The organism is Rugamonas apoptosis, assembly GCF_014042355.1.
Classification (GTDB): Bacteria; Pseudomonadota; Gammaproteobacteria; order Burkholderiales; family Burkholderiaceae_D; genus Rugamonas; species Rugamonas apoptosis.
Genome location: NZ_JACEZU010000003.1, coordinates 419217 through 439508 on the forward strand (window position 1 = coordinate 419217; position 20292 = coordinate 439508).

Annotated in this window: 15 protein-coding genes; 7 read left to right on the forward strand and 8 right to left on the reverse strand. The window is 66.5% G+C overall.

What is annotated here, in order from left to right; genetic code table 11:
• Positions 1-18 precede the first annotated feature (18 nt).
• Positions 19-1068 carry an AraC family transcriptional regulator gene (locus H3H39_RS08485; RefSeq protein WP_182152920.1) on the reverse strand — a complete coding sequence of 350 codons (1050 nt, stop codon included), beginning with the start codon at positions 1066-1068 and terminating at the stop codon, positions 19-21.
• 20 nt (positions 1069-1088) lie between these two features.
• Here H3H39_RS08485 and H3H39_RS08490 point away from each other — a divergent pair, with 20 nt between their 5' ends.
• Genes H3H39_RS08490 through H3H39_RS08505 form a run of 4 tightly spaced genes read left to right on the forward strand, consistent with a single transcriptional unit; the run spans position 1089 to position 6014 of the window.
• Positions 1089-1226 carry a hypothetical protein gene (locus tag H3H39_RS08490; RefSeq protein WP_182152921.1) on the forward strand — a complete coding sequence of 46 codons (138 nt, stop codon included), beginning with the start codon at positions 1089-1091 and terminating at the stop codon, positions 1224-1226.
• On the forward strand, positions 1201-2811 hold the full coding sequence (locus H3H39_RS08495; RefSeq protein WP_182152922.1) for an FAD-binding oxidoreductase: 1611 nt from the start codon (positions 1201-1203) through the stop codon (positions 2809-2811). Before H3H39_RS08490 ends, H3H39_RS08495 begins: the two co-directional genes overlap by 26 nt.
• Positions 2808-4397 (forward strand): glycerol-3-phosphate dehydrogenase/oxidase, encoded by a 1590-nt coding sequence (locus H3H39_RS08500; protein ID WP_182152923.1) that lies wholly within the window; start codon positions 2808-2810, stop codon positions 4395-4397. The genes H3H39_RS08495 and H3H39_RS08500 overlap by 4 nt, the downstream gene beginning before the upstream one ends.
• Before the next feature lie 54 nt (positions 4398-4451).
• Entirely contained in the window at positions 4452-6014 is a 1563-nt protein-coding gene (locus H3H39_RS08505; protein ID WP_182152924.1) for an FGGY-family carbohydrate kinase, read from the forward strand.
• Between the two features lie 12 nt (positions 6015-6026).
• Here H3H39_RS08505 and H3H39_RS08510 read toward each other — a convergent pair whose 3' ends face one another.
• The 5 genes from H3H39_RS08510 to H3H39_RS08530 form a co-directional block, all read right to left on the reverse strand.
• Complete coding sequence (locus tag H3H39_RS08510; protein WP_182152925.1) at positions 6027-7385, reverse strand: diguanylate cyclase; 1359 nt, start codon at positions 7383-7385, stop codon at positions 6027-6029.
• A gap of 369 nt (positions 7386-7754) precedes the next feature.
• Positions 7755-8948, reverse strand: a complete 1194-nt coding sequence (locus tag H3H39_RS08515) for an aminotransferase-like domain-containing protein (RefSeq protein WP_182152926.1) — start codon at positions 8946-8948, stop codon at positions 7755-7757.
• A gap of 103 nt (positions 8949-9051) precedes the next feature.
• A complete protein-coding gene (locus H3H39_RS08520; RefSeq protein WP_182152927.1) occupies positions 9052-9513 on the reverse strand; it encodes a RidA family protein in 462 nt (153 codons plus the stop codon).
• Between the two features lie 201 nt (positions 9514-9714).
• A complete protein-coding gene (locus H3H39_RS08525) occupies positions 9715-10644 on the reverse strand; it encodes a DMT family transporter (RefSeq protein ID WP_229217927.1) in 930 nt (309 codons plus the stop codon).
• A 95-nt stretch (positions 10645-10739) separates the two neighbouring features.
• On the reverse strand, positions 10740-11708 hold the full coding sequence (locus H3H39_RS08530; RefSeq protein WP_182152928.1) for a threonine dehydratase: 969 nt from the start codon (positions 11706-11708) through the stop codon (positions 10740-10742).
• 112 nt (positions 11709-11820) lie between these two features.
• On the opposite strand from H3H39_RS08530, the gene H3H39_RS08535 reads away from it, so the two are divergent.
• Both H3H39_RS08535 and H3H39_RS08540 read left to right on the forward strand, forming a co-directional pair.
• Positions 11821-13335 (forward strand): aminotransferase-like domain-containing protein, encoded by a 1515-nt coding sequence (locus tag H3H39_RS08535; RefSeq protein WP_182152929.1) that lies wholly within the window; start codon positions 11821-11823, stop codon positions 13333-13335.
• A gap of 134 nt (positions 13336-13469) precedes the next feature.
• Complete coding sequence (locus H3H39_RS08540; RefSeq protein WP_182152930.1) at positions 13470-16736, forward strand: thioester reductase domain-containing protein; 3267 nt, start codon at positions 13470-13472, stop codon at positions 16734-16736.
• Here H3H39_RS08540 and H3H39_RS08545 read toward each other — a convergent pair.
• Entirely contained in the window at positions 16693-17319 is a 627-nt protein-coding gene (locus tag H3H39_RS08545; protein ID WP_182152931.1) for a phosphatase PAP2 family protein, read from the reverse strand. The genes H3H39_RS08540 and H3H39_RS08545 overlap by 44 nt on opposite strands.
• 257 nt (positions 17320-17576) lie before the next feature.
• Between H3H39_RS08545 and htpG the strand changes: the two genes are divergently transcribed.
• Positions 17577-19496 (forward strand): molecular chaperone HtpG, encoded by a 1920-nt coding sequence (htpG, locus tag H3H39_RS08550; protein ID WP_182152932.1) that lies wholly within the window; start codon positions 17577-17579, stop codon positions 19494-19496.
• 100 nt (positions 19497-19596) lie between these two features.
• On the opposite strand, the gene H3H39_RS08555 is transcribed toward htpG, so the two are convergent.
• Positions 19597-20190, reverse strand: coding sequence for a CHRD domain-containing protein (locus H3H39_RS08555; protein WP_182152933.1), 594 nt, complete (start codon positions 20188-20190; stop codon positions 19597-19599).
• Between the last annotated feature and the right edge of the window lie 102 nt (positions 20191-20292).

Here is a 20292-nt window from a genome sequence, read left to right on the forward strand (position 1 = left end):
GCCGAGGCGCGGCGGGTGTCAACCGCGCTCGCGGAACGCGCCCGGATTGATGCCCGCCCATTCCTTGAAGGCATGGTTGAAGGCGCTTTGCTCCTGGTACCCGAGCAGGAAGGCGATATCGACCAGACTCAGTTCCGGCTGGCGCAGATAGTCGCGCGCCAGCGTGAAGCGGGCCTGGTCCAGCACCTGCTGGAAGGTGGCGCCGGCGTCGCTCAGTTTGCGCTGCAGCGTGCGCGGCGACAGTTTCAGTTCATCCGCGATCGACGCCAGCCGCACCTGGCCCTGGGCCAAATTGCGCACGATGGCTTCCTGCACCTGCTGGCTGATACCGGCCTTGGCTTCGGCGCTGGCCCGCTCCCGCAATTGCAACAACTGCTCGGCGTGCTGCCGCAGCACGGGATACAGGCCCGTGTCGGCGTTCGGCACCGGCCAGGCCAGCAACTGGGCGTCGAAGCTGGCCGTGTTGGCCGGCGCATCGAAGCGGGGCAGGGCGCCGAACACGCGCAGGTATTCGGGGTGGCCGGCCGGGTCGCCGCCGTCGTGGCTGAGCGCCAGGTCGGCCGGCGGCAGCGTCACGCCGGCCAGCCAGTTGCCGAACACGCGGATGCCGGCGAACACGCTGTCGGTCAGGTGGCGCCGCCCCGGCCCGTAGTGGCAATGCCAGGTGTAATGGGCCAGGCCGTCGCTCACCCTCAGGGCCGAGCGCCCCAGGTCGTGCGCCAGCTGCTCGTAGCGCATGGTTTGTTCGAACGCCTGGCCGAAGTCGCGGCAGCTCAGCAAAATCAGGCCATACACATTGTAGGTGCCCAGTTTGAAGCGCTCCCCCACATGCAGGCCGAAGTGGGGATCGGCGGCCAGCGTGGCGGCCACGTCGAGCAGGCGCACGTAATCGTCGGCCGCCAGCGATTCTGGCAGCGGCCACAGGGCGCCGGCGGCCAGGCCGGCGGCCCGTTCCAGCGCGGCCGCCTGCACGCCGCGCGCGGCGGCCGCCTCCAGCAGCGGCTGCAGATAGGAGCCGGCCACGCGGCCACCGCGCGGGGCGCGGGCGTCAGGCGTGGGGCTTGGCATGATCGAACAAAGCGGATGTCATGAATACGCAATACCTTGAATGGGTTCTGTCTTATTCTGTTGCCATGATTAGCCAGGTGCGCGCCAGTATAACAATTGCTGCCAGCGCGCCGCAACGTGGACAGGAAAACGATGAGACGCTGGAACGGTTGGGGTGACGACACCATAGAATTCGCGCTGGGCGAGGACGCGCTGGGCTTTCTGGCGCAGCGTATCGGGAGCGGCACGCCGTTTCCCGACGCCGCCTTCGAGACGGCTTGCGCCCAATTGCGCCCCTCGCGGCTGGCGCCCCACCGGTTGATCGACACCGAGCCCGCCGTCCGCCTGCGCAACGCGCTGGGCCAAAGCCTGCCGGACTGGCTGCGCCTGCGCTACGGCGCCATCGACACGGCGCCCGACGGCGTGGCCTACCCGGACAGCCCGGAACAGGTGCGTGAACTGCTGGAATACGCGGCCGAACACCATGTGGCGCTGATCCCGCAGGGCGGCGGCACCAGCGTGGCCGGCCACCTGACGGCGCCGGGCGGCCCGCGCCCCGTGCTGACCATGAACCTGACCCGCTTGCGCAACCTGCTCAGCCTCGACACCCAGTCGCAACTGGCGACCTTCGGCGCCGGCGTGTTCGGCCCGGACCTGGAGGCCCAACTGCGGGCCCACGGCTACACCCTGGGCCATTTCCCCCAATCGTTCGAATACTCGACCCTGGGCGGTTGGGTGGTCACGCGTTCCTCGGGCCAGCAATCGCTGCGCTACGGCCGCATCGAGCAGCTGTTCAGGGGCGGCAAGGTGGAAACGCCGGCCGGCACGTTGGACATTCCCACTTTCCCCGCCTCGGCCGCCGGCACCGACCTGCGCGAAGTGGTGCTCGGTTCCGAAGGCCGGCTCGGCATCCTGACGGAAGCGACCGTGCGTGTGACGCCACTGCCCGACTACGAAGCCTTCCATGCCGTGTTCTTCCCCAGCTGGGATCTGGCCGAGCAGGCCGTGCGCGCCGTGGTGCAGGCCGGCCTGTCGCTGTCGATGCTGCGCCTGTCCAATCCGTTGGAGACGGTCACCATGCTGGCACTGGCCGGCCACAAGACCCTGATCGGCGCGCTGGAAACGTGGCTGCGCCTGCGCGGCTGCGGCGAAGGAAAATGTATGCTGATGATAGGCGTGAGCGGGCGCAAGGGCCCCGCCAGGGCGGCCCTGAAGGATGCGCTGGCCCTCACGCGCGTGCGCGGCGGTGTGCATATCGGCCGCTATATGGGCGACAAGTGGAAGCAGAACCGCTTCCGCAACGTCTACCTGCGCAACGCAGCCTGGCAGCACGGCTACGCCATCGACACGGTGGAAACGGCGGTCGACTGGCCGCGCGTGGCCGGCATGATGCAGGCCGTGGAGGCGGCCGCCACGGCGGCGCTGGGCCAGCATGGTGAAAAAGTCCACACCTACACGCACCTGTCACACCTGTATACGCAGGGCGCCAGCGTGTACACCACCTTCGTCTACCGCCTGGCCGGCAATTTCGAGCAGGACCTGGCGCGCTGGCGCACGCTCAAGCAGGCCGTGAGCGAGGCTATCGTGGCCAACGGCGGCACCATCAGCCACCAGCACGGCGTGGGCAGCGATCACGCGGCTTACCTGCCGGCCGAAAAAGGGGAACTGGGCCTGAGCGCCATGGGTGCGCTGTTCCGCCACTTCGACCCGCAGCAGATCATGAACCCCGGCAAACTGCTGCCGTCCGAGGCCGCGCCGTCATGAGCGCGCACTGGAACAGCGGTGGCCGGTCCGAGGCGGCGCATCTGCTGGCGCGCGATTGGGACTTGATCGTGATCGGCGGCGGCATCACCGGCGCCGGCATCCTGCTGGAAGCGGCGCGGCGCGGCCTGAAGACGCTGTTGGTGGAGCGGCGCGATTTCGCGTGGGGCACCTCCAGCCGTTCGTCCAAGCTGGTGCACGGCGGCCTGCGCTACCTGAAGGAAGGCAAATTTGGCCTGACGCGCGAATCCGTGCACGAACGCCAGCAACTGCTGCGCGACGCGGCCGGGCTGGTGGAACCGCAAAGCTTCGCGTTTGGCGACTACCTGGGCCGCAAGCCGGGCCGCCGCATGTTCCTGCTTGGCCTGGCCATTTACGATTTCATGGCGGGCCAGCGCGCCCGCCACTACTTCGGCCATGACGACTTCCTGGCGCTGGCGCCCAATATCGCCAACACCGGCCTGCAAGGCGGCATGTGCTACACGGACGCCAAGACGGACGACGCGCGCCTGGTGCTGCGGGTGCTGCGCGAGGCGCAACAGCACGGCGGCGTGGCGCTCAACTATATGGCGGTGGAATCGCTGCTGCGCTCGGCGGATCATGGCGGCAAGGTACACGGCGCGCGTGTGCGCGACGGCGTGACGGGCCAGTCGCACGAGGTGCGGGCGCGGCTCGTGATCAGCGCCACCGGCGCCTGGGCCGACGGCCTGCGGGCGCAAGGCGGGGCGGCGCCACGGCTGCGGCCACTGCGCGGCAGCCATCTGGTGTTGCCGGCCTGGCGTTTGCCGCTGGCGCAGGCCGTGAGCCTGATGCATCCGGCCGACGGCCGCCCCGTGTTCGCCTTCCCGTGGGAGGGCGTGACGCTGGTGGGCACCACCGACGTCGACCATAAGGGCGATATGGCGCGCGAGGCGGCCATCACCCGGGCCGAAGTGGATTACCTGATGGCGGCGCTGCACGACCAGTTCCCGCAACTGGGGCTGCAAGAGAGCGACATCGTGGCCAGCTACGCGGGCGTGCGGCCCGTGATCGACAGCGGCAAGAGCGACCCGTCCAAGGAGGGGCGCGACCATGCGCTATGGCTGGAGGATGGCCTGTTGACCGTCACCGGCGGCAAGATGACCACCTTCCGCGTGATCGCGCTCGACGCGCTGCGCAAGGCCGCCACGCTGCTGCCGGACTGGCGCGACAAGCTGGAACCCCGGCCCATCTTCGCGCCGGCCGCGCCGCTGCGCTACGACCGCCGCTTGTCCGTCACGCAGGCGGCGCGGCTGCAAGGCCGCTACGGCGCCCAGGCGCAGCAACTGGTGAATGGCGCCCAGCCGGGTGAGCTGGATACCATCGCCGGCACGGAAACCCTGTGGGTGCAACTGCGCTGGGCGGCTCGCTGTGAATCCGTGCAGAAGCTGGACGACCTGCTGCTGCGCCGCAGCCGCATCGGTATCCAGTTGCGCGGTGGCGGGGTGGCGATCCTGCCGCGCGTGCGCGCCATCTGCCAACAGGAATTGGGCTGGAGCGACCAGCGCTGGGATGACGAACAGCGTGCCTATCTGGCATTATGGGCCACGCATTACAGCCTGCCCGCGTAGCGCGCCGCCAATCACCAGAACAACGACAAGAACAACTAAAACAACCAGAACAACATGGCCGAACAATATCTCCTCTCCATCGACAACGGCACCCAGAGCGTGCGCGCGCTGCTGTTCGATTTGCAGGGCAACCTGGCGGCCAAGACCCAGGTGCATCTGCAACCGTATTTCTCGGACAACCCCGGTTGGGCCGAACACAGCGCGGACGGCTACTGGAAGGCGGTCTGCGTGGCCTGCCAGCGGCTGTGGGCGGAAACGGACATCCCCAAATCGGCCGTCAAGGGCGTGGCCGTCACCACCCAGCGCGGCACCGTCATCAACCTGGACCGGGATGGCAACCCGCTGCGCCCGGCCATCACCTGGCTGGACCAGCGCCGCACGGAGCAGGTGCCGCCGCTGAACGCATTGTGGCGCACGGCCTTCAAGGTGGCCGGTGTGAGCAGCACCATCGAGTACTTCCGGCGCGAAGCGGAAATCAACTGGATCGCGGCCCACCAGCCCGACATCTGGGCCAAAACCGACAAGTTCCTGCTGCTGTCCGGCTTCCTCAACTACCGCCTGTGCGGGCGCATGGTCGATTCCATCGGCTCGCAAGTGGCCTATTTGCCGTTCGACTACAAGGGCCACAAGTGGGCCGGCAAGCGTGACTGGAAATGGCAGGCGCTGGCCATCAAGCCGGACATGCTGCCGGAACTGGTGGAGCCGGGCACGGTGATCGGCGCCATCACGGCCGCCGCCGCCGAAGCCACCGGCATCCCGCATGGCACGCCACTGGTGGCCGCCGCCGCCGACAAGGCGTGCGAGGTGATCGGTGCCGGCGGGCTGGCGCCGCACATCGGCTGTCTCAGTTACGGCACCACGGCCACCATCAACACCACCACCAAAAAATATGTGGAGGTCACGCCCTTCATCCCGCCGTATCCGGCCGCCATCCCCGGCGCCTACAGCACCGAAGTGCAGATCTTCCGCGGCTACTGGATGGTGAACTGGTTCAAGGAGCAGTTCGGCCACCTGGAACAGGCTACGGCCACGCAACAGGGCACGGCGCCGGAAGCCATGTTCGACCAGCTGGTGGAGCAGGTGCCGCCCGGTTCCATGGGCCTGATGCTGCAACCGTACTGGAGTCCCGGTATCCGCGTGCCGGGGCCGGAAGCGAAAGGCGCCATGATCGGCTTTGGCGATGTGCACACGCGCGCCCACATGTACCGCGCCATCCTGGAAGGACTGGCGTATGCGCTGCGCGAGGGCAAGGAGCGCATCGAGAAGCGCAGCGGCCTGGCCGTGACGGAGTTGCGCGTGGCCGGCGGCGGCTCGCAGAGCGACGCGGCGATGCAGCTGACGGCCGATATCTTCGGCCTGCCGGCCGCGCGCGCCCACGTGTACGAAACGTCGGGCCTGGGCGCGGCGATCGCGATCGCGGCTGGATTGGGACTGCACCAGGATTTCGACAGCGCCATCCGCGCCATGACGCGTACTGGCCGCGTGTTCCAGCCCATTGCGGCCCACCAGAAGATGTACGACCGCCTGTACCGGCGCGTCTACCTGAAGATGTACGAACGGCTACAGCCCATGTACGCCGAAATCGCGGACATCACGGGCTATCCGGAACAACTGTAAGCGGGGTGGCGCTTAGCGCGCGGCGAGCGCCTTGATGGCGTCCATGGCCGCGTTGCCGGGCAGGGTGGCCTGCACCTGGTTGCGGCCACTTTCCTTGGCCACGTACATGGCGCGGTCGGCCGCCACGAACAGCGATTCCGTGCTGTCGAGCTGGTGGGGCAGGATGGTCGACACGCCGATGCTGACCGTGATCCACGGCGAGGTGAGCGAACGGGGATGGGGCAGTTGCAGCGATTCCACGTGGGCGCGGATCGATTCGGCCAGCAGGTAGGCCGAGTCGGCGTCCGTTTCAGCGAACAGCAGCACGAATTCCTCGCCGCCGTAGCGGGCCGCCAGGTCGGTGGGGCGCAGCGCATGCGAAGCGATGGCCTGCGCCACCTGCTGCAAACAGGCGTCGCCGGCCGCATGGCCCAGGGTGTCGTTGTACAGCTTGAAGTGGTCCACGTCCAGCACCACCAGCGACAGCGGCAGGCCGCTGCGCAGGGCGCGCTGCCATTCTTTTTCCAGGAAGGCGTCGAAGTGGCGGCGGTTGGCGATCATGGTCAGCGGATCGACCATGGCGGCGCGCTGCAGCGCATCCTCCGATTGCTTGTGGTGGGTGATGTCGTGCAGCAGGCCGATGAACAGGGGCTGGCGCAGATACATGGGGGTAAGCGTCAGGTCCATGCACACGGAGTCGCCATTGTGGTGGCGGATGATCACTTCGCGCGTGCCGTGGTTGTGGGCCGTTTGCGGCGCGGCCGCGTAGCGCGCGAAGTAGTCCAGGTATTCCTGCGCCACCATGGGGTTGAGCAGCTCGGCGATGGAGCGCCCGGCCAGTTCGTTTTCCTGGTAGCCCAGGTATTTGTCGCAAGCCGGGTTGGTGAACTGGATGCGGCCGTCCGCCTCGATGATCAGCAAGCCCTCGGCCATGTTGTTGACGATGGTGCGCAGGCGTTCGGCCTGTTCTTCCTGGTTCTCGCTGTTGCTGCGGATTTGCAGCTGGGTGCGCACACGGGCGCACACTTCGGCCATGCGCAGCGGCTTGCCGATGTAGTCCACGGCGCCGATGTCGAAGCCGGCCACCACGTCCTCCGTCTCCGTGCGCGCGCTCATGAAGATGACGGGAATGCGCTGGGTGGCGGTGTTGCTCTTGAGCTGGCGGCAGGTCTCGAAACCATCCATGCCCGGCATGACCACGTCCAGCAGGATCAGGTCCGGATGCACCCGGCGCGCGATCTGCAGCGCCCGTTCGCCGGAGGTGGCGACAAACGTCTGGTAACCCTGCTGCACCATCATCTTGCGCAACGTGCTCAGATTATCCGGCGCATCGTCCACGATCAGGATGGCGGCGTCGCGCCGCGCCGCAAAGCTCAGGCCTGCTGGATTCATTGGTCCGTATCCTGACAGGGACGGCCGCCGGCGACACCATGCGGCAAGGCCGTGGCGACGGGACGGAGGGCGGATGGAAGTGCGCTTGGGTACAAAGGCTGGCCTGACAGTGAAGTGACTATCCGTCCAAATAATACCGCTTTGCAATGTGTAATTGTGAAAATAAATGCAGGGATATTCGAGGAAAACTTCAGAATTTATGCGTGACGGCCGCAGATACGGGGAATTGCATGACTTTTTATCATGTTCTCCGTTTCCCTTGGGAATATTTGTTACTTTTGGTGGCAAGGCTGCGGCGCGCGATGGCGTGCAGCGGCCGCCGCACGCCATCGCCGGCGGTGCCGGCGGCGTGGGCGGAGGCGGGGGCGCTTACACCTTGGCGGCGATCAGCTTGCCCAGGGTGGCGATGCCGGTGCGGATGCGCTCCGGCGGCACGGTCACGAACGACAGGCGGAAAGTGTTGGTTTCCGGCTCGTTGGCGTAGAAAGGTGCACCCGGCACGAAGGCGACCTGGTTGGCGATCGCTTCGTCCAGCAGTTCCATGGCGTTGACGTGCTTGGGCAGGGTGACCCAGATGAACATGCCGCCTTCAGGTTTGGTCCACTGGACGCTGGCGGGGAAGTGTTCGGCCATCGCGTCCAGCATCACCTGGCACTGGTCGCCGTACAGGTGGCGGATCTGCGGGATGTGGCGTTCCAGGAAGCCGTCCTTGATCACGCGGTGCACCACCATCTGGGTCAACTGCGAGGTGTGCAGGTCGGCCGCCTGCTTGGCCAGTTCCAGGCGGCGCACCAGCGGCAGCGGAGCCACCACGTAACCGAGGCGGATACCGGGCGTCAGCACCTTGGAGAAGGAACCCATGTAGATCACGCCGTCCGGGTTCATGGCCACCATCTTCGGCAGCGGCTCGCCCTTGTAGCTCAGGGCGCCGTACGGATCATCCTCGATCAGCGGCAGGCCGAGGCGGGCGCAGGTTTCCACCAGTTGCTGGCGGCGTTCCACCGACAGCGTGCGGCCGGTGGGGTTCTGGAAGTTGGGTAGCGCGTACAGCAGGCGCGCGCCTTGCGCCACCTTGTCCAGCGAGGACGGCACCAGGCCGTGGTCGTCCGTTTCCACCGACACGAATTCAGGGCGGTACACGGAGAACGCTTGCAGCGCGCCCAGGTAGGACGGGGTTTCCACCAGCACCCGGCTGCCTTCGTCGATCAGCACTTTGCCCAGCAGGTCCAGCGCCTGCTGCGAACCGGACGTCATCAGCACCTGTTCCGGCACGATTTTCACGCCGTTGGTGGAGAGCGAGTCGGCGATCCACTGGCGCAGCGGCAGGTAGCCATCGGTGGGGCCATATTGCAGCGCCACGTTGCCCGAGTCGGTCAGCACCTGGTCGAACGCTTCCTTCATCTCGGCCACGGGGAAGGTGGCGGGCGAGGGCAGGCCGCCGGCGAACGAGGTGATCTCGGGACGCTGGGTGATCTTCAGGATCTCGCGGATGAAGGAACTTTGCATCTGTTGCGCGCGCTCGGAGAAGCGCCACGGCATCGGATTCGGGTTTTCAATTTTCATACATGTCTCACTGAGTTAGAAGCCGGGCATGGCCCGGACTTGTAGCCAGGCGCGCTTGTGGCGGCCTGCGAATGAGCGGCGCCGGGTAGGCGCCGCCCGGGAATTACGCGACTTCCACCACCAGGTCGATCTCGACGCAGCAGCCGAGTGGAATCTGGGCCACGCCGAAAGCGGCGCGGGCGTGCTTGCCGGCGTCGCCGAACACTTCGCCCAGCAGCTCGGAGGCGCCGTTGGTGACCAGGTGGTGTTCCGTGAAGTCTGGGGTGGAGTTCACCAGGCTGGTGAGCTTGACGATGCGGCGCACGCGCGCCAGGTCACCGCCCACGGCTTCCTGCAAGGTGCCCATCAGGGCCACGGCCACGCCGCGCGCGGCGGCTTTGCCCTCTTCGGTGCTGATGTTCTTGCCCAGTTGACCCACCCATGGCGAGCCGTCCGCCTTGCGCGCGATATGACCGGACAGGAATACCAGGTTGCCGCTCTGGACGTACATGACGTAGGCGGCTACCGGCGCGGCGGGCGCGGTCAGGGTGATGTCGAGGGCTTTCAGTTTTTCGTAGACGGACATGAGGGTTCCAATAAGTGAAAATGGGTGAAGTCGAACGAGCGACGGGTTTATTTATCGTGCGGTTTTATCGCTTTTTTTGGCCGTGGGTGTGCGGTTGGGTGCATCTGGCATGGCGGGCGCGTTGTGCGCGGCAGACCGTTATTGTACGTCGTGCCGGGGGCGCTGCCCACAAAGGAGGCAAAATCAGAATTCTCTACGGTTTTAACCCCGCTTCACCTGCATTTTGCGGCCCGCACCCACCACAACGATCACCGCCAGTGCAAATAACAGGGTAGTCCATTCCAGCGCTTCGCCCAGTAACAGGGCCGCGCCCAGCATGGTCAGGAACGGTTGCACCAGCTGCACCTGGCCGACCCGGGCCACGCCGCCCAGCGCCATGCCGCGATACCAGAAGAAGAAAGCGATGAACATGGAGAACAGCGATATGTAGGCGAATCCGGCCCAGGCGCGGGCGCCGGCGGCGGCGATGTGGGCCGCGTCGTGCCAGAGCAGCCAGGCCACGACCGGCGCCAGCACGGGCGCCGCCAGCAGCAGCGCCCAGCAGATCACTTGCGGCGCGCCCAGGCGCTGGGCCAGCTTGCCGCCTTCCGCATAGCCCATCGCCGCCAACAGTACGGCCGCCAGCAGCGCCAGGTCGGCCGGGCGCAGGCTGCCGCCGCTGCCGTGCAGGGCGAAGCCGGCCACCAGCGCCGTGCCCAGCACGGCCATGCACCAGAATCCGGCCGAGGGGCGCTCGCCGCCGCGCAGCGCGGCCCACACGGCCGTGGCCAGCGGCAGCATGCCCACCAGTACCGCGCCGTGGGTGGCCGGCACGGACCGCATGGCGATCGACGTCAGCCACGGAAAACCGATGATGCAGCCCCCAGCCACACAGGCCAAGGGGATAAGGGCCGAGCGCGGTGGCCACGGCGCCTTGTTCCAGCCCAGCCACAGGGCGGCGCAGCAGGCTGCCGTCACGGCGCGGCCCAGCGCCACGAAGGCGGGATCGAGGTCGGCCACGGCCATCCGGGTGAAAGGCAGGGTGAGACTGAACATGGCCACGCCGATCAGCCCGAGCAGCATGCCGACGGCATCGTCGCTCAGGCGGGTGGTGGTGGCCAGGGGCCGGGGAATGGTGGCTGGTGTTTGCATGGTGGATTGCTTCCTGTTCCTGTCCTTGTTCCTGTTGTGTACCTGGTTTGGGATGGTCAGTGCCGGTACAGTCGATAGCCGTGTGCGGGCGCCGCTCAGGCGCCTTGCAGCACGCCGGCCAGCATGGCGGTGTCCACATTGCCGCCCGTCAGGGCCAGGCCGATGCTGCGCCCGCGCCAGGCCGGGTCTTGTTGCAAGGCCAGGGCGGCGGCCAGCGCGGCGGCCCCGGCACCCTCGGCCACGTTGTGCGTGGCGCGGTGGTACAGGCGCATGGCGGCGGCCACCTGCTCGTCGCTGACGGCCACCACGTCGCCCACATGCGCCAGGATCATGGCCAGCGATTGCGGGTCGGGCACGCGGCAGGCCAGGCCGTCGGCCAGTACGGTGGTGACGGGCGATTCGACGCTGCGCCGGGCCCGGAACGACAGCTGGTAGGCCAGCGCGTGCTGCGACACGACGCCGATGATGGGCATGTGCAGCCCCAGCGCGTTGCGTGCGGCGACGGCGGCGCAGATGCCGGAGCCCTGGCCGATGGGGGCCAGCAGCAGTTCCAGCCCCGGCTGGGCGCGCAGCAGCTCCATCCAGCCCGTGGCCACGCCGGCCATCAGGTCGGGATGGTAGGACGGCACCATGTGCAGCCCGTCACGCTCGGCCAGCATCAGCGCGTGTTCGCGGCTGGCCTGGTAGTCGGCGCCATGTTCGATCAGCTGCGCGCCCAGCGCGCGCATGCCGGCGTTTTTCTCCGTGCTGTTCCCACGCGGGACCACGATGGTCGCTTGCAGGCCGTGGCGGCGCGCCGCGTAGGCCAGCGACAGCCCGTGGTTGCCGCGCGTGGCCAGCACGATCCCTTTGACGCCGGGCAAACGACGTGCAAGTGCTGCTACGTAGACCAGCCCACCGCGTACCTTGAAGGCGCCGGTCGGGGTATGATTTTCGTGCTTGATCCACGTTTCCACGCCCAGTGCTTCGTTCAGCAGGGGCCAGCTGTATTGCGGCGTGGGCGGCATGGCGGCGTAGACGGTGGCGCCGGCGGCGTCGAGGTCGGAACTGGTGGGCAGGTGCATGGCGGTTTCCCCGGTAGGTGGCTTTGTGTAGGCGATGGGTGTATCCTAAGCGACAACACCAGTACAGTCCCAATACACTTTCCCACATAATTTCAGATACTGTGACGGTAATATGACCAATACACTGACCCCGGACGCACCCATACAGCCAGGCAAGGCGCGGCCCGTCGCGCTGGTGGCGCTGTTGTCGCGGGAATCGGGCGAGTCGCTGATCGACCAGATCGTCCGCTCGGTGGCCGCCCGCATCGACGACCGCCTGCTGCGCGGCGGCGCGCGCATGCCATCGATCCGCCAGTTCGCCGCCGCGCATGGCGTGTCCGCCTTCACCGTGGTGGCCAGTTACGACAAGCTGGTGGCGCGCGGCTACCTGGAATCGCGCCGCGGCGCCGGCTTTTATGTGCGTGAACGGCCGGCGCTGGGCCCTGGCGCCGCCGCGCCGGGCACGGGGCAGGTGGCGAGCTTGCCGCAGGAACGTTTCGACGCCAAATCCATCGACGTGGTCTGGCTGGTGCGCAATATGTTCCGCCAGGTGCCGCACCAGCAAATGCCCGGCACGGGCGTGCTGCCGTCGGAATGGCTGGATGGCCCCATGGTGGCCAACGCGCTGCGCGCCGTCAGCCGCCAGCATCCGGGCACGCTGCTCAATTACGGTGTGCCGCATGGTTCGCTGCTGCTGCGCCAGCAGTTGCAGCGCAAGCTGGCGGAACAGGAAATTGGCGCTACGCCGGAGCAGATCGTCACCACCGCCGGCGTGACCCAGGCGCTGGACCTGGTGGCGCGCGAATTCCTGCGCCCCGGCGATACCGTCTTCGTCGACGATCCGGCCTGGTTCCTGATGTTCGGTTCCTTCGCCGCGCTGGGCGCCAAGGTGGTGGGCGTGCCGCGGCTGGCCGATGGCCCCGACATCGCCCAGCTCACCCAATTGGCCGCCATCCACCGGCCCAAGCTGTTCGTCATCAATTCGGTGCTGCACAATCCCAGTTCCACCTCGCTGTCGGCGGCCAAGGCGTTCCAGGTGCTGCGGCTGGCTGAGGAATACGGGTTCGTCATCGTGGAGGACGACATTTATTGCGACCTGCATCCGGGCAGCGCGGTGCAGCCGGCCACCCGCATGGCGGCGCTCGACCAACTGCGCCGCGTGATTTATCTGGGCGGCTTTTCCAAGACCATGGCGGCCAACCTGCGGGTGGGTTACATCGCCACTTCGCACGCATGGGCCGAGCGCCTGGCCGACCGCAAGATGCTGACCACCCTGACCACCAGCGACATCGGCGAGCGGGTGGTGTACAAGGTGCTGTCCGAGGGCGCCTATCGCAAGCACACCGACCGGGTGCGGGCGCGGCTCGATGGCGTGCGCACCAAGACTATCCGCCAGCTGGAGCGGCTGGGCATGACCATTGACCTGGCGCCGACCGCCGGCATGTTCGTGTGGGCCGACGCCGGTTGCGATACCAACGCGCTGACCGAGCGGGCATCGGCGGAAGGGCTGCTGCTGGCGCCCGGTAGCCTGTTCTCGCCGCAGCAGTTGCCGTCGACTCGCATGCGGCTCAACGTGGCCGCCATGCAGGATGCGGCCGTGTGGCGTTTCCTTGAGCGGGAACTGCCGCGTGGCCGCGGCGCACGTTAGGGTAGATCAGTAGTGGAGGCGGTGGCAGCACATTTTTTGCAATACAGCTCACGCATCACAGCTCACGCATTACAGCCAACTTTCTAACTGCACGAGTTGTCCTATGAAGCCGTGCATCGCCGGAGCTTGCGCCCATGGATTCCATCTTCGATTTGCTCGAACACTGGACCTGCCTGCAGCCTGACAAGGTCCTGTTCGAATTTCGCGACCGCCTGGGGCAAACCAGCGCCCGCCACACCTACCGCACTTTTCATGCGCGCACGCTGGCGCTGGCCGCGCGCCTGATGGCCACACCCGGACTGGCGCCGGGCGCGCGCGTGCTGCTGGCCCATCCAGCGGGACTGGAAGGCGTGGCGGCGTTGCTCGCCTGCGCGCGCGCCGGCATGATCGGCGTGCCGGTGGCCTTGCCGCGTACCGCCGGCGACACGGCCATGCGCCGCTTGCGCGCCATCGGCGAGAACTGTGGCGCGGCGGCCTTGCTGACGGATGATGCGCACGCGGCGCGGCTGGCGCAGTTGTTCGCCGCGGCCGGCACGGCGCCGCCGTGGCCATTGCTGGCGCTGGCGCTGGACGACGGCGCGGCGGCCCAGGAGATGCAGGTCAGCGTGCCGCCGGCCCGCCACGAGCCGCTGCTGTTCCTGCAATACACGTCCGGCTCCACCGGCCTGCCGCGTGGGGTCATGGTCAGCCACCAGAACGTGATCGCCAATGCGCGCGCCACGCTCGATCATGTGCCCACGGGCGTCTCATGGCTGCCGCAGCATCACGACATGGGCCTGATCGGCTACTACCTTTTTCCCATCGTCTCGGGCGGCTGCAACTACGGTTTCGCGCCCGTCGACTTCCTGCGCCGGCCAGCACTATGGTTGCGCATGATCTCGGAAGTGGGCGCGACCTACAGCTCGTCGCCCAATTTCGGTTTCGACTACTGCCTGCGCGAGGGCAAAGTGCCGGATGCCGAATTGGATGGCGTGGACCTGTCTTGCCTGCGGGTGCTGATGAACGCCGGCGAGCCCGCGCGGCCGGACACGATACGGCGCTTCCATCATCGCTTCGCCCGCTTCGGACTGGCCCGTGGCGCGTGCACGGTGGCCTACGGACTGGCGGAGAACACGCTGAACGTCACGCACGGTGGCTGCGGCAGCGTCGCTGTGCTGCGCGACGCACGCGCCGGCATGTCCACGCTCGCGTTGGCGAAGGCCGACGACGGCACAGGCATCGTCGAATATGCGAGTTGCGGCAAGCCGGTGGCCGGGGTGGAGGTGCGGATCTGCGCGCCGGACAGCGGCCGGCCGCTGGCGGAGCTGGAAGTAGGCGAAGTCCGTGTCGGCGGCCCGTGCGTCACCAGCGGCTATTGGAACAATGCGGTGGCCACGCGCGCGCTGCTGGGCGAAGCGGTTGACGAGAAGGGCGGCGCCAATCACGCGTGGCCCTTGCGCACGGGCGATCTGGGCTTCCTGCATCAGGGCCAACTGTATGTGTGCGGCCGTAGCAAGGACATGCTGATCATCTGCGGCGCCAACTTCTTCCCGGACGACCTGGAGCAAGCGGTGGCCGCCAGCGGCGCGGCCGTGCGGCCACGCGGCATCTGCGCGTTTCAATGCGATGACGGCGGTGTGACCGTGCTGGCCGAACCGCAGCGCACCGAAGCCTTGCCTGATCCCGCGGCGCTGGCGCTGGCCATCCGCGCCGTCTGTGGCCTGCTGCCCGATCAACTGCATGTGGTGGCGCCCGGCACGGTCGCCATGACCACTTCGGGCAAGATCGCGCGGGCCGAGACGCGCGCGCTGTTCGAGGCTGGCAAGGCCGAAAGGCTGGCGAGTTGGCGCAACGATGCCCCCAGCCTGACGCAGCAGGAGGAGCCCGATGCGGACCAGCGGAACTGGCGCGGCGCCGTACGGCGTGCGTTCGCCCGCCAGGGGATCGCCAGCGACGGCGTGGCGCTGGCCGACCTGGGTATTGATTCGCTGGCGCTGGCGGAAATCCAGATGGAACTGGAACAGGTGTTGCGCGGCTTCGGTTCCGGCGCGCTGGCCGAGGCACTCGACGCGCCGTTGTTGCAGCGCCTGTCGCAGCGCAGCTTGTTGTCGGCATTGGCGCCGCTCGACTACAGTCACGATGGCGGGGCCGATGCTGCCATGGCGGCGCTGGCCCAACTACGCGCTTCACTGGACGACGCCATCGCGGTCCGCATGCAGGAAGACCGCGCGCGTCCGCTGCCCGACACGGACTACCGGGCGCCGCCAACAGGAACGGCCCGGCGCGCCATCCTGTTGACGGGTGTGACGGGTTTCTTCGGACCCTTCCTGCTGGATGAACTGCTGCGCCAGGGCGACGATGAACTGGTGGTGCTGGTGCGCACCGCCGATCCGCTTGCCGCGATGGCGCGCGTAGAGGCAGCCTTGCGCCACGCGCGCCTGCTCACGCCCTCGCTGCAAGCGCAACTGCGCGCCCGCGTGCGCGCCGTGTGCGGCGATCTGGCGCAGCCGTTGTGGGGACTGGAGCTGGCACAGTGGCGGGCGTTGGCGGCCAGCGTGGGCGAGGTGTTCCACAACGGCGCCTGCGTCAACTACGTGATGACGTATGAAGCCATGCGCGCCACCAATGTCGAGGGCACGCGCACGGCCCTGCTGCTGGCCCGCGACAGCGGGGCGCGCTGTTTGCACCTGGTGTCGAGCACTTTTATCTTCGGCTGGAGCGCCAAGGGCGTGCTGCTGGAGCTGGACTGCAACGCGGGCATGGAGGCGCTGGACTTCGGTTACGCGCAAAGCAAATGGGTGGCCGAACAGCAGGCGCTGGCCGCGCGCGCCGGCGGCATGGACGTGCGCATCTACCGGCCCGCGCTGATTTCCGTCTCGACCCAAGGCGCCGGTGACGACAACGACGTGGCGTTGCGCATGCTGGCGTTCATGATACGGCACGGGATCGCCGTCGATACGCCCAACCAGCTCAGCATCGTGGCGGCGGACGTCATCGCCCACAACATCGTCGCCATCGCGCGCCAGGTGCACGCGCCGGCCACGCCGCTGCACGTGACGGCTGACCGCTACTACAGCATGACGGCCCTGACGCGGGTGATAGAGCGCGACTTCGGTTACCGCTTCCGCTACTACGACATACCGCGCTTCATCGACCAGCTCAACCTGCGCTGTTCGGCCAGCGATCCCGTCTATCCGTTGCTCGATTTCTTCAACCGGTCAGCCGGCAAGATCGCCGCCATGCAGCTCAAGCGCTACAGCAGCAGCGCCTATCGCCAGGCCCGCGATAGCCTGCCCGGCGGCCGGGCCGACCCTACGCTGGAGCAGACCGCCAGCTACTTGGTGCGCTATCTGCTGGAGCAGGGCATGATTGCGCCGTTCAGGGCGGCGGTGGGCGCGGAGGCAGGCGCGGTGCGGGATTGAGGCGGCGCGCAACACGATCGCACAACCAGGCCGCCAGCAGGCCGGCGACGGCGTCGGCCACCGTGTGCTGCTTGGACAGGCAGACGGCCGCCACGATCATGGCCAGCACCAGCGTGGCCGGCAGTCGCCAGCGGGTGTCGCTCCGCGCCAGCGCGCAAGTGGCCAACGCCGCCAGCGACACGTGCAATGACGGCAGCAGGTTGCGCGGCGGGTCGATCGCATGCAGACGCTGGAGGGCCCAGGCGGTCAGCGGGTCCAGTCCGGCGCCGCTGGCCTGGCGGCGCAGCTCGGGCGCTTCGGCCGGCAGCAACACAAAACACAGGAGCGAAAAGGCGATCAGCAGCGCATAGCTGCGGGCGGTGTGCCGGAACAGTGCGGGTGACTGTAGCAGTACGGCTGGCATGGCGATCCAGATTATGCCGAACAGATAGGGCCACAGCGCCAGTCCGGCGAACGGGATAGCCGCATCCAGTGCGGTAGACGGATCAAAAATGGGCGCCGGATGCAGCCATGCGCCGGCTGTGAAATAACCGAGCGCCCAAAACCCTGCCAGCCCCATGCTCCAGGCCAGCCGGGTGCCCAAGATTAGTTGCGCTTCATCGATGGTGTCCTCCGCCCGTGAGATGACGTCTGCGCCGTGGAAGCAGTATGCGTGATCGCCTGATTTCAATATAGTCAATAAAGCAAGTTAAAAATACACCAATTGTCACATTTATGGCTGAGTGTTTCACGTTTGGCGGGTCAATTGTTACTCCGGGCTTGAATTCGCTCTTATAATCCCCACCTTCGGAAAATCCGTGCAACAAACCCTGTATCAACCGAGACTAACTAGAGGTAAAAATGGCTGACAACGAAAAGCAAACCTTGGGCTTTCAAGCTGAAGTGAAACAGCTGCTGCAATTGATGATCCACTCGCTGTACTCGAACAAGGAAATCTTCCTGCGCGAGCTGGTGTCGAACGCGTCGGACGCGGCCGACAAGCTGCGCTTCGAGGCGATCAATAACGACGCCCTGTACGGCAACGATCACGAACTGAAGATCAAGGTCAGCTTCGACAAGGAAGCGCGCACCATCACCATTTCCGACAACGGCATCGGCATGAACCGCGAGGAAGCCATCTCGCACCTGGGCACCATCGCCAAATCGGGCACCAAGGAATTCTTCGGCAAACTGTCGGGCGACCAGCAGCAGGACGCGGCCCTGATCGGCCAGTTCGGCGTGGGCTTCTACTCCGGCTTCATCGTGGCCGACAAGATCACGGTCGAAACCCGCCGCGCCGGCGCGGCCGCCAACGAGGCCGTGCGCTGGGAATCGGGCGGCGAGGGCGATTACAGCGTGGAGGCGATCGAGAAGGCCTCGCGCGGCACCGACATCATCCTGCACCTGCGCGAAGGCGAGGACGAGCTGCTGTCGAGCTGGAAGATCAAGTCCATCATCCGCAAATACTCCGACCACATCTCGCTGCCCATCATGATGCGCAAGGAAGAATGGGACGAGGAGAAGAAGGAAACCGTGCTCAAGGACGAGCTGGAAACCATCAACCAGGCCAGCGCCCTGTGGGCCCGCAACAAGTCCGATATCACCGACGAGCAGTACGAGGAGTTCTACAAGCACGTCTCGCACGACTTCCAGGCACCGCTGACCCACACCCACAACCGGGTCGAAGGCCGCAGCGAATACACGCAACTGCTGTACATCCCGGCCAAGGCCCCGTTCGACCTGTGGGACCGCAACAAGCGCAGCGGCATCAAGCTGTACGTCAAGCGCGTGTTCATCATGGACGACGCCGAGCAACTGATGCCGACTTATTTGCGCTTCGTGAAAGGCGTGATCGATTCGGCCGACTTGCCGCTGAACGTGTCGCGCGAAATCCTGCAGGAGTCGCGCGACGTGAAGGTGATCCGCGACGGCTCGACCAAGCGCGTGATCGGCATGCTGGAGGAACTGGCCAACGCCGATGAGCAGGACAAGAAGGACAAGTACACCACCTTCTGGAAGGAATTCGGCCAGGTGCTCAAAGAGGGCATCGGCGAGGACGCCACCAACAAGGAACGCCTGTCCAAGCTGCTGCGCTTCGCGTCCACCCACAACGACAACGACGAGCAGAACGTCTCGTTCGAGCAGTACGTGGCGCGCCTGAAGGAAGGCCAGGACAAGATTTACTACGTCACGGCTGATAACTACAAGGCCGCCAAGAACAGCCCGCATCTGGAAATCTTCCGCAAGAAGGGCGTGGAAGTGCTGCTGCTGACGGACCGCGTGGATGAGTGGATGCTGTCGTTCCTGCAGGACTACGAAGGCAAGGAACTGGTGTCGGTCGCCAAGGGCGGCCTGGACCTGGGCCAGCTGGAGGACGAGGCCGAGAAGAAGGAACACGAGGAAACCGAATCGTCCTACAAGGACCTGGTGGCCAAGATGAAGGAAGCGCTGGGCGAGAAGGCCAAGGACGTGCGCGTCACGTTCCGCCTGACCGATTCGCCGGCCTGCCTGGTGGCGGACGAGCACGAATTGTCCGGCAACCTGCTGCGCATGCTGAAGGCGGCCGGCCAGAGCGCGCCCGATTCCAAGCCCATCCTGGAAATCAACCCCAACCACCCGCTGGTGACGCGCCTGAAGTACCAGGACGCAGGCAGCCAGTTCAATGACTGGGCCCATATCCTGTTCGACCAGGCCATGCTGGCCGAAGGCGGTTCGCTCAGCGATCCGGCCACCTTCGTCAAGCGTTTGAACGAAATGCTGCTCAACAGCGCGGCCAAGTAAGCGCAAGTAGTTGAACCCGGCCGTACGGCCGGGTGCCATGAATGGGCGCCCTGTTCACGTGAGTGAGCGGGGCGCCTTTTTTTGGGCTGGACGGTATGTGCTAGCCGCGCTGCCGCCGCCTGAGCAACAACAAAGGCAGGCCGACAGCCAGCATGGCCAGTCCGCTCGGTTCAGGTACCGGGGCGGCTGGCGTGAAGCCGCGTATCTCGCCGTTCGGATATTTGTCCGAGTGGATGTTGAGATAGGCTTCGCCGCCGCTCAGTCCTGCCATCAGCGCTTTTTCCGCGCCCGTTGTGGTGCCGCCGTGGGCCGTGATGAAGGCCGGGTTCCAGCTGCTCGCTTGCGACGTGTCGAACAGGTGGGTGTAGGCGCCGCCGTGGCCGCCCAGCGGGAAGCCCGTGAAGCTGGGTAGTTCCGTGGCCACCCCCGCGCTGCCGGTGCCTGGTGAGGTGGTGCAGCAGTGGATGTGGGCGGCCGTGGTCACGCCATCCAGTCCGCCATAGGCGACGGTGACCTGCAATTGGTGCATCAGGTCGTCGAAATTGATGACCGCCGCGCCTATGCCTTTGGAGGCGTTGGCTGGGTCCTCGTGCGCCCCGTCGAGCAGGAATGCGTAGCTGGCCGCGTGGGCCGCTGTCATGGTCGAGAGCAGCAGCGTCAATGCTGCCGCGCCATGTCGGATTTGCTTATTCATCTTATCTCCTTTGCTGGTTCTTGAAACGGCGGGCGGACTGTCGCCCGCCACCATTAGACCTGGCCTCGCAAAGAGGAGTTCCTGCTGCTGGGATAAGGGTCT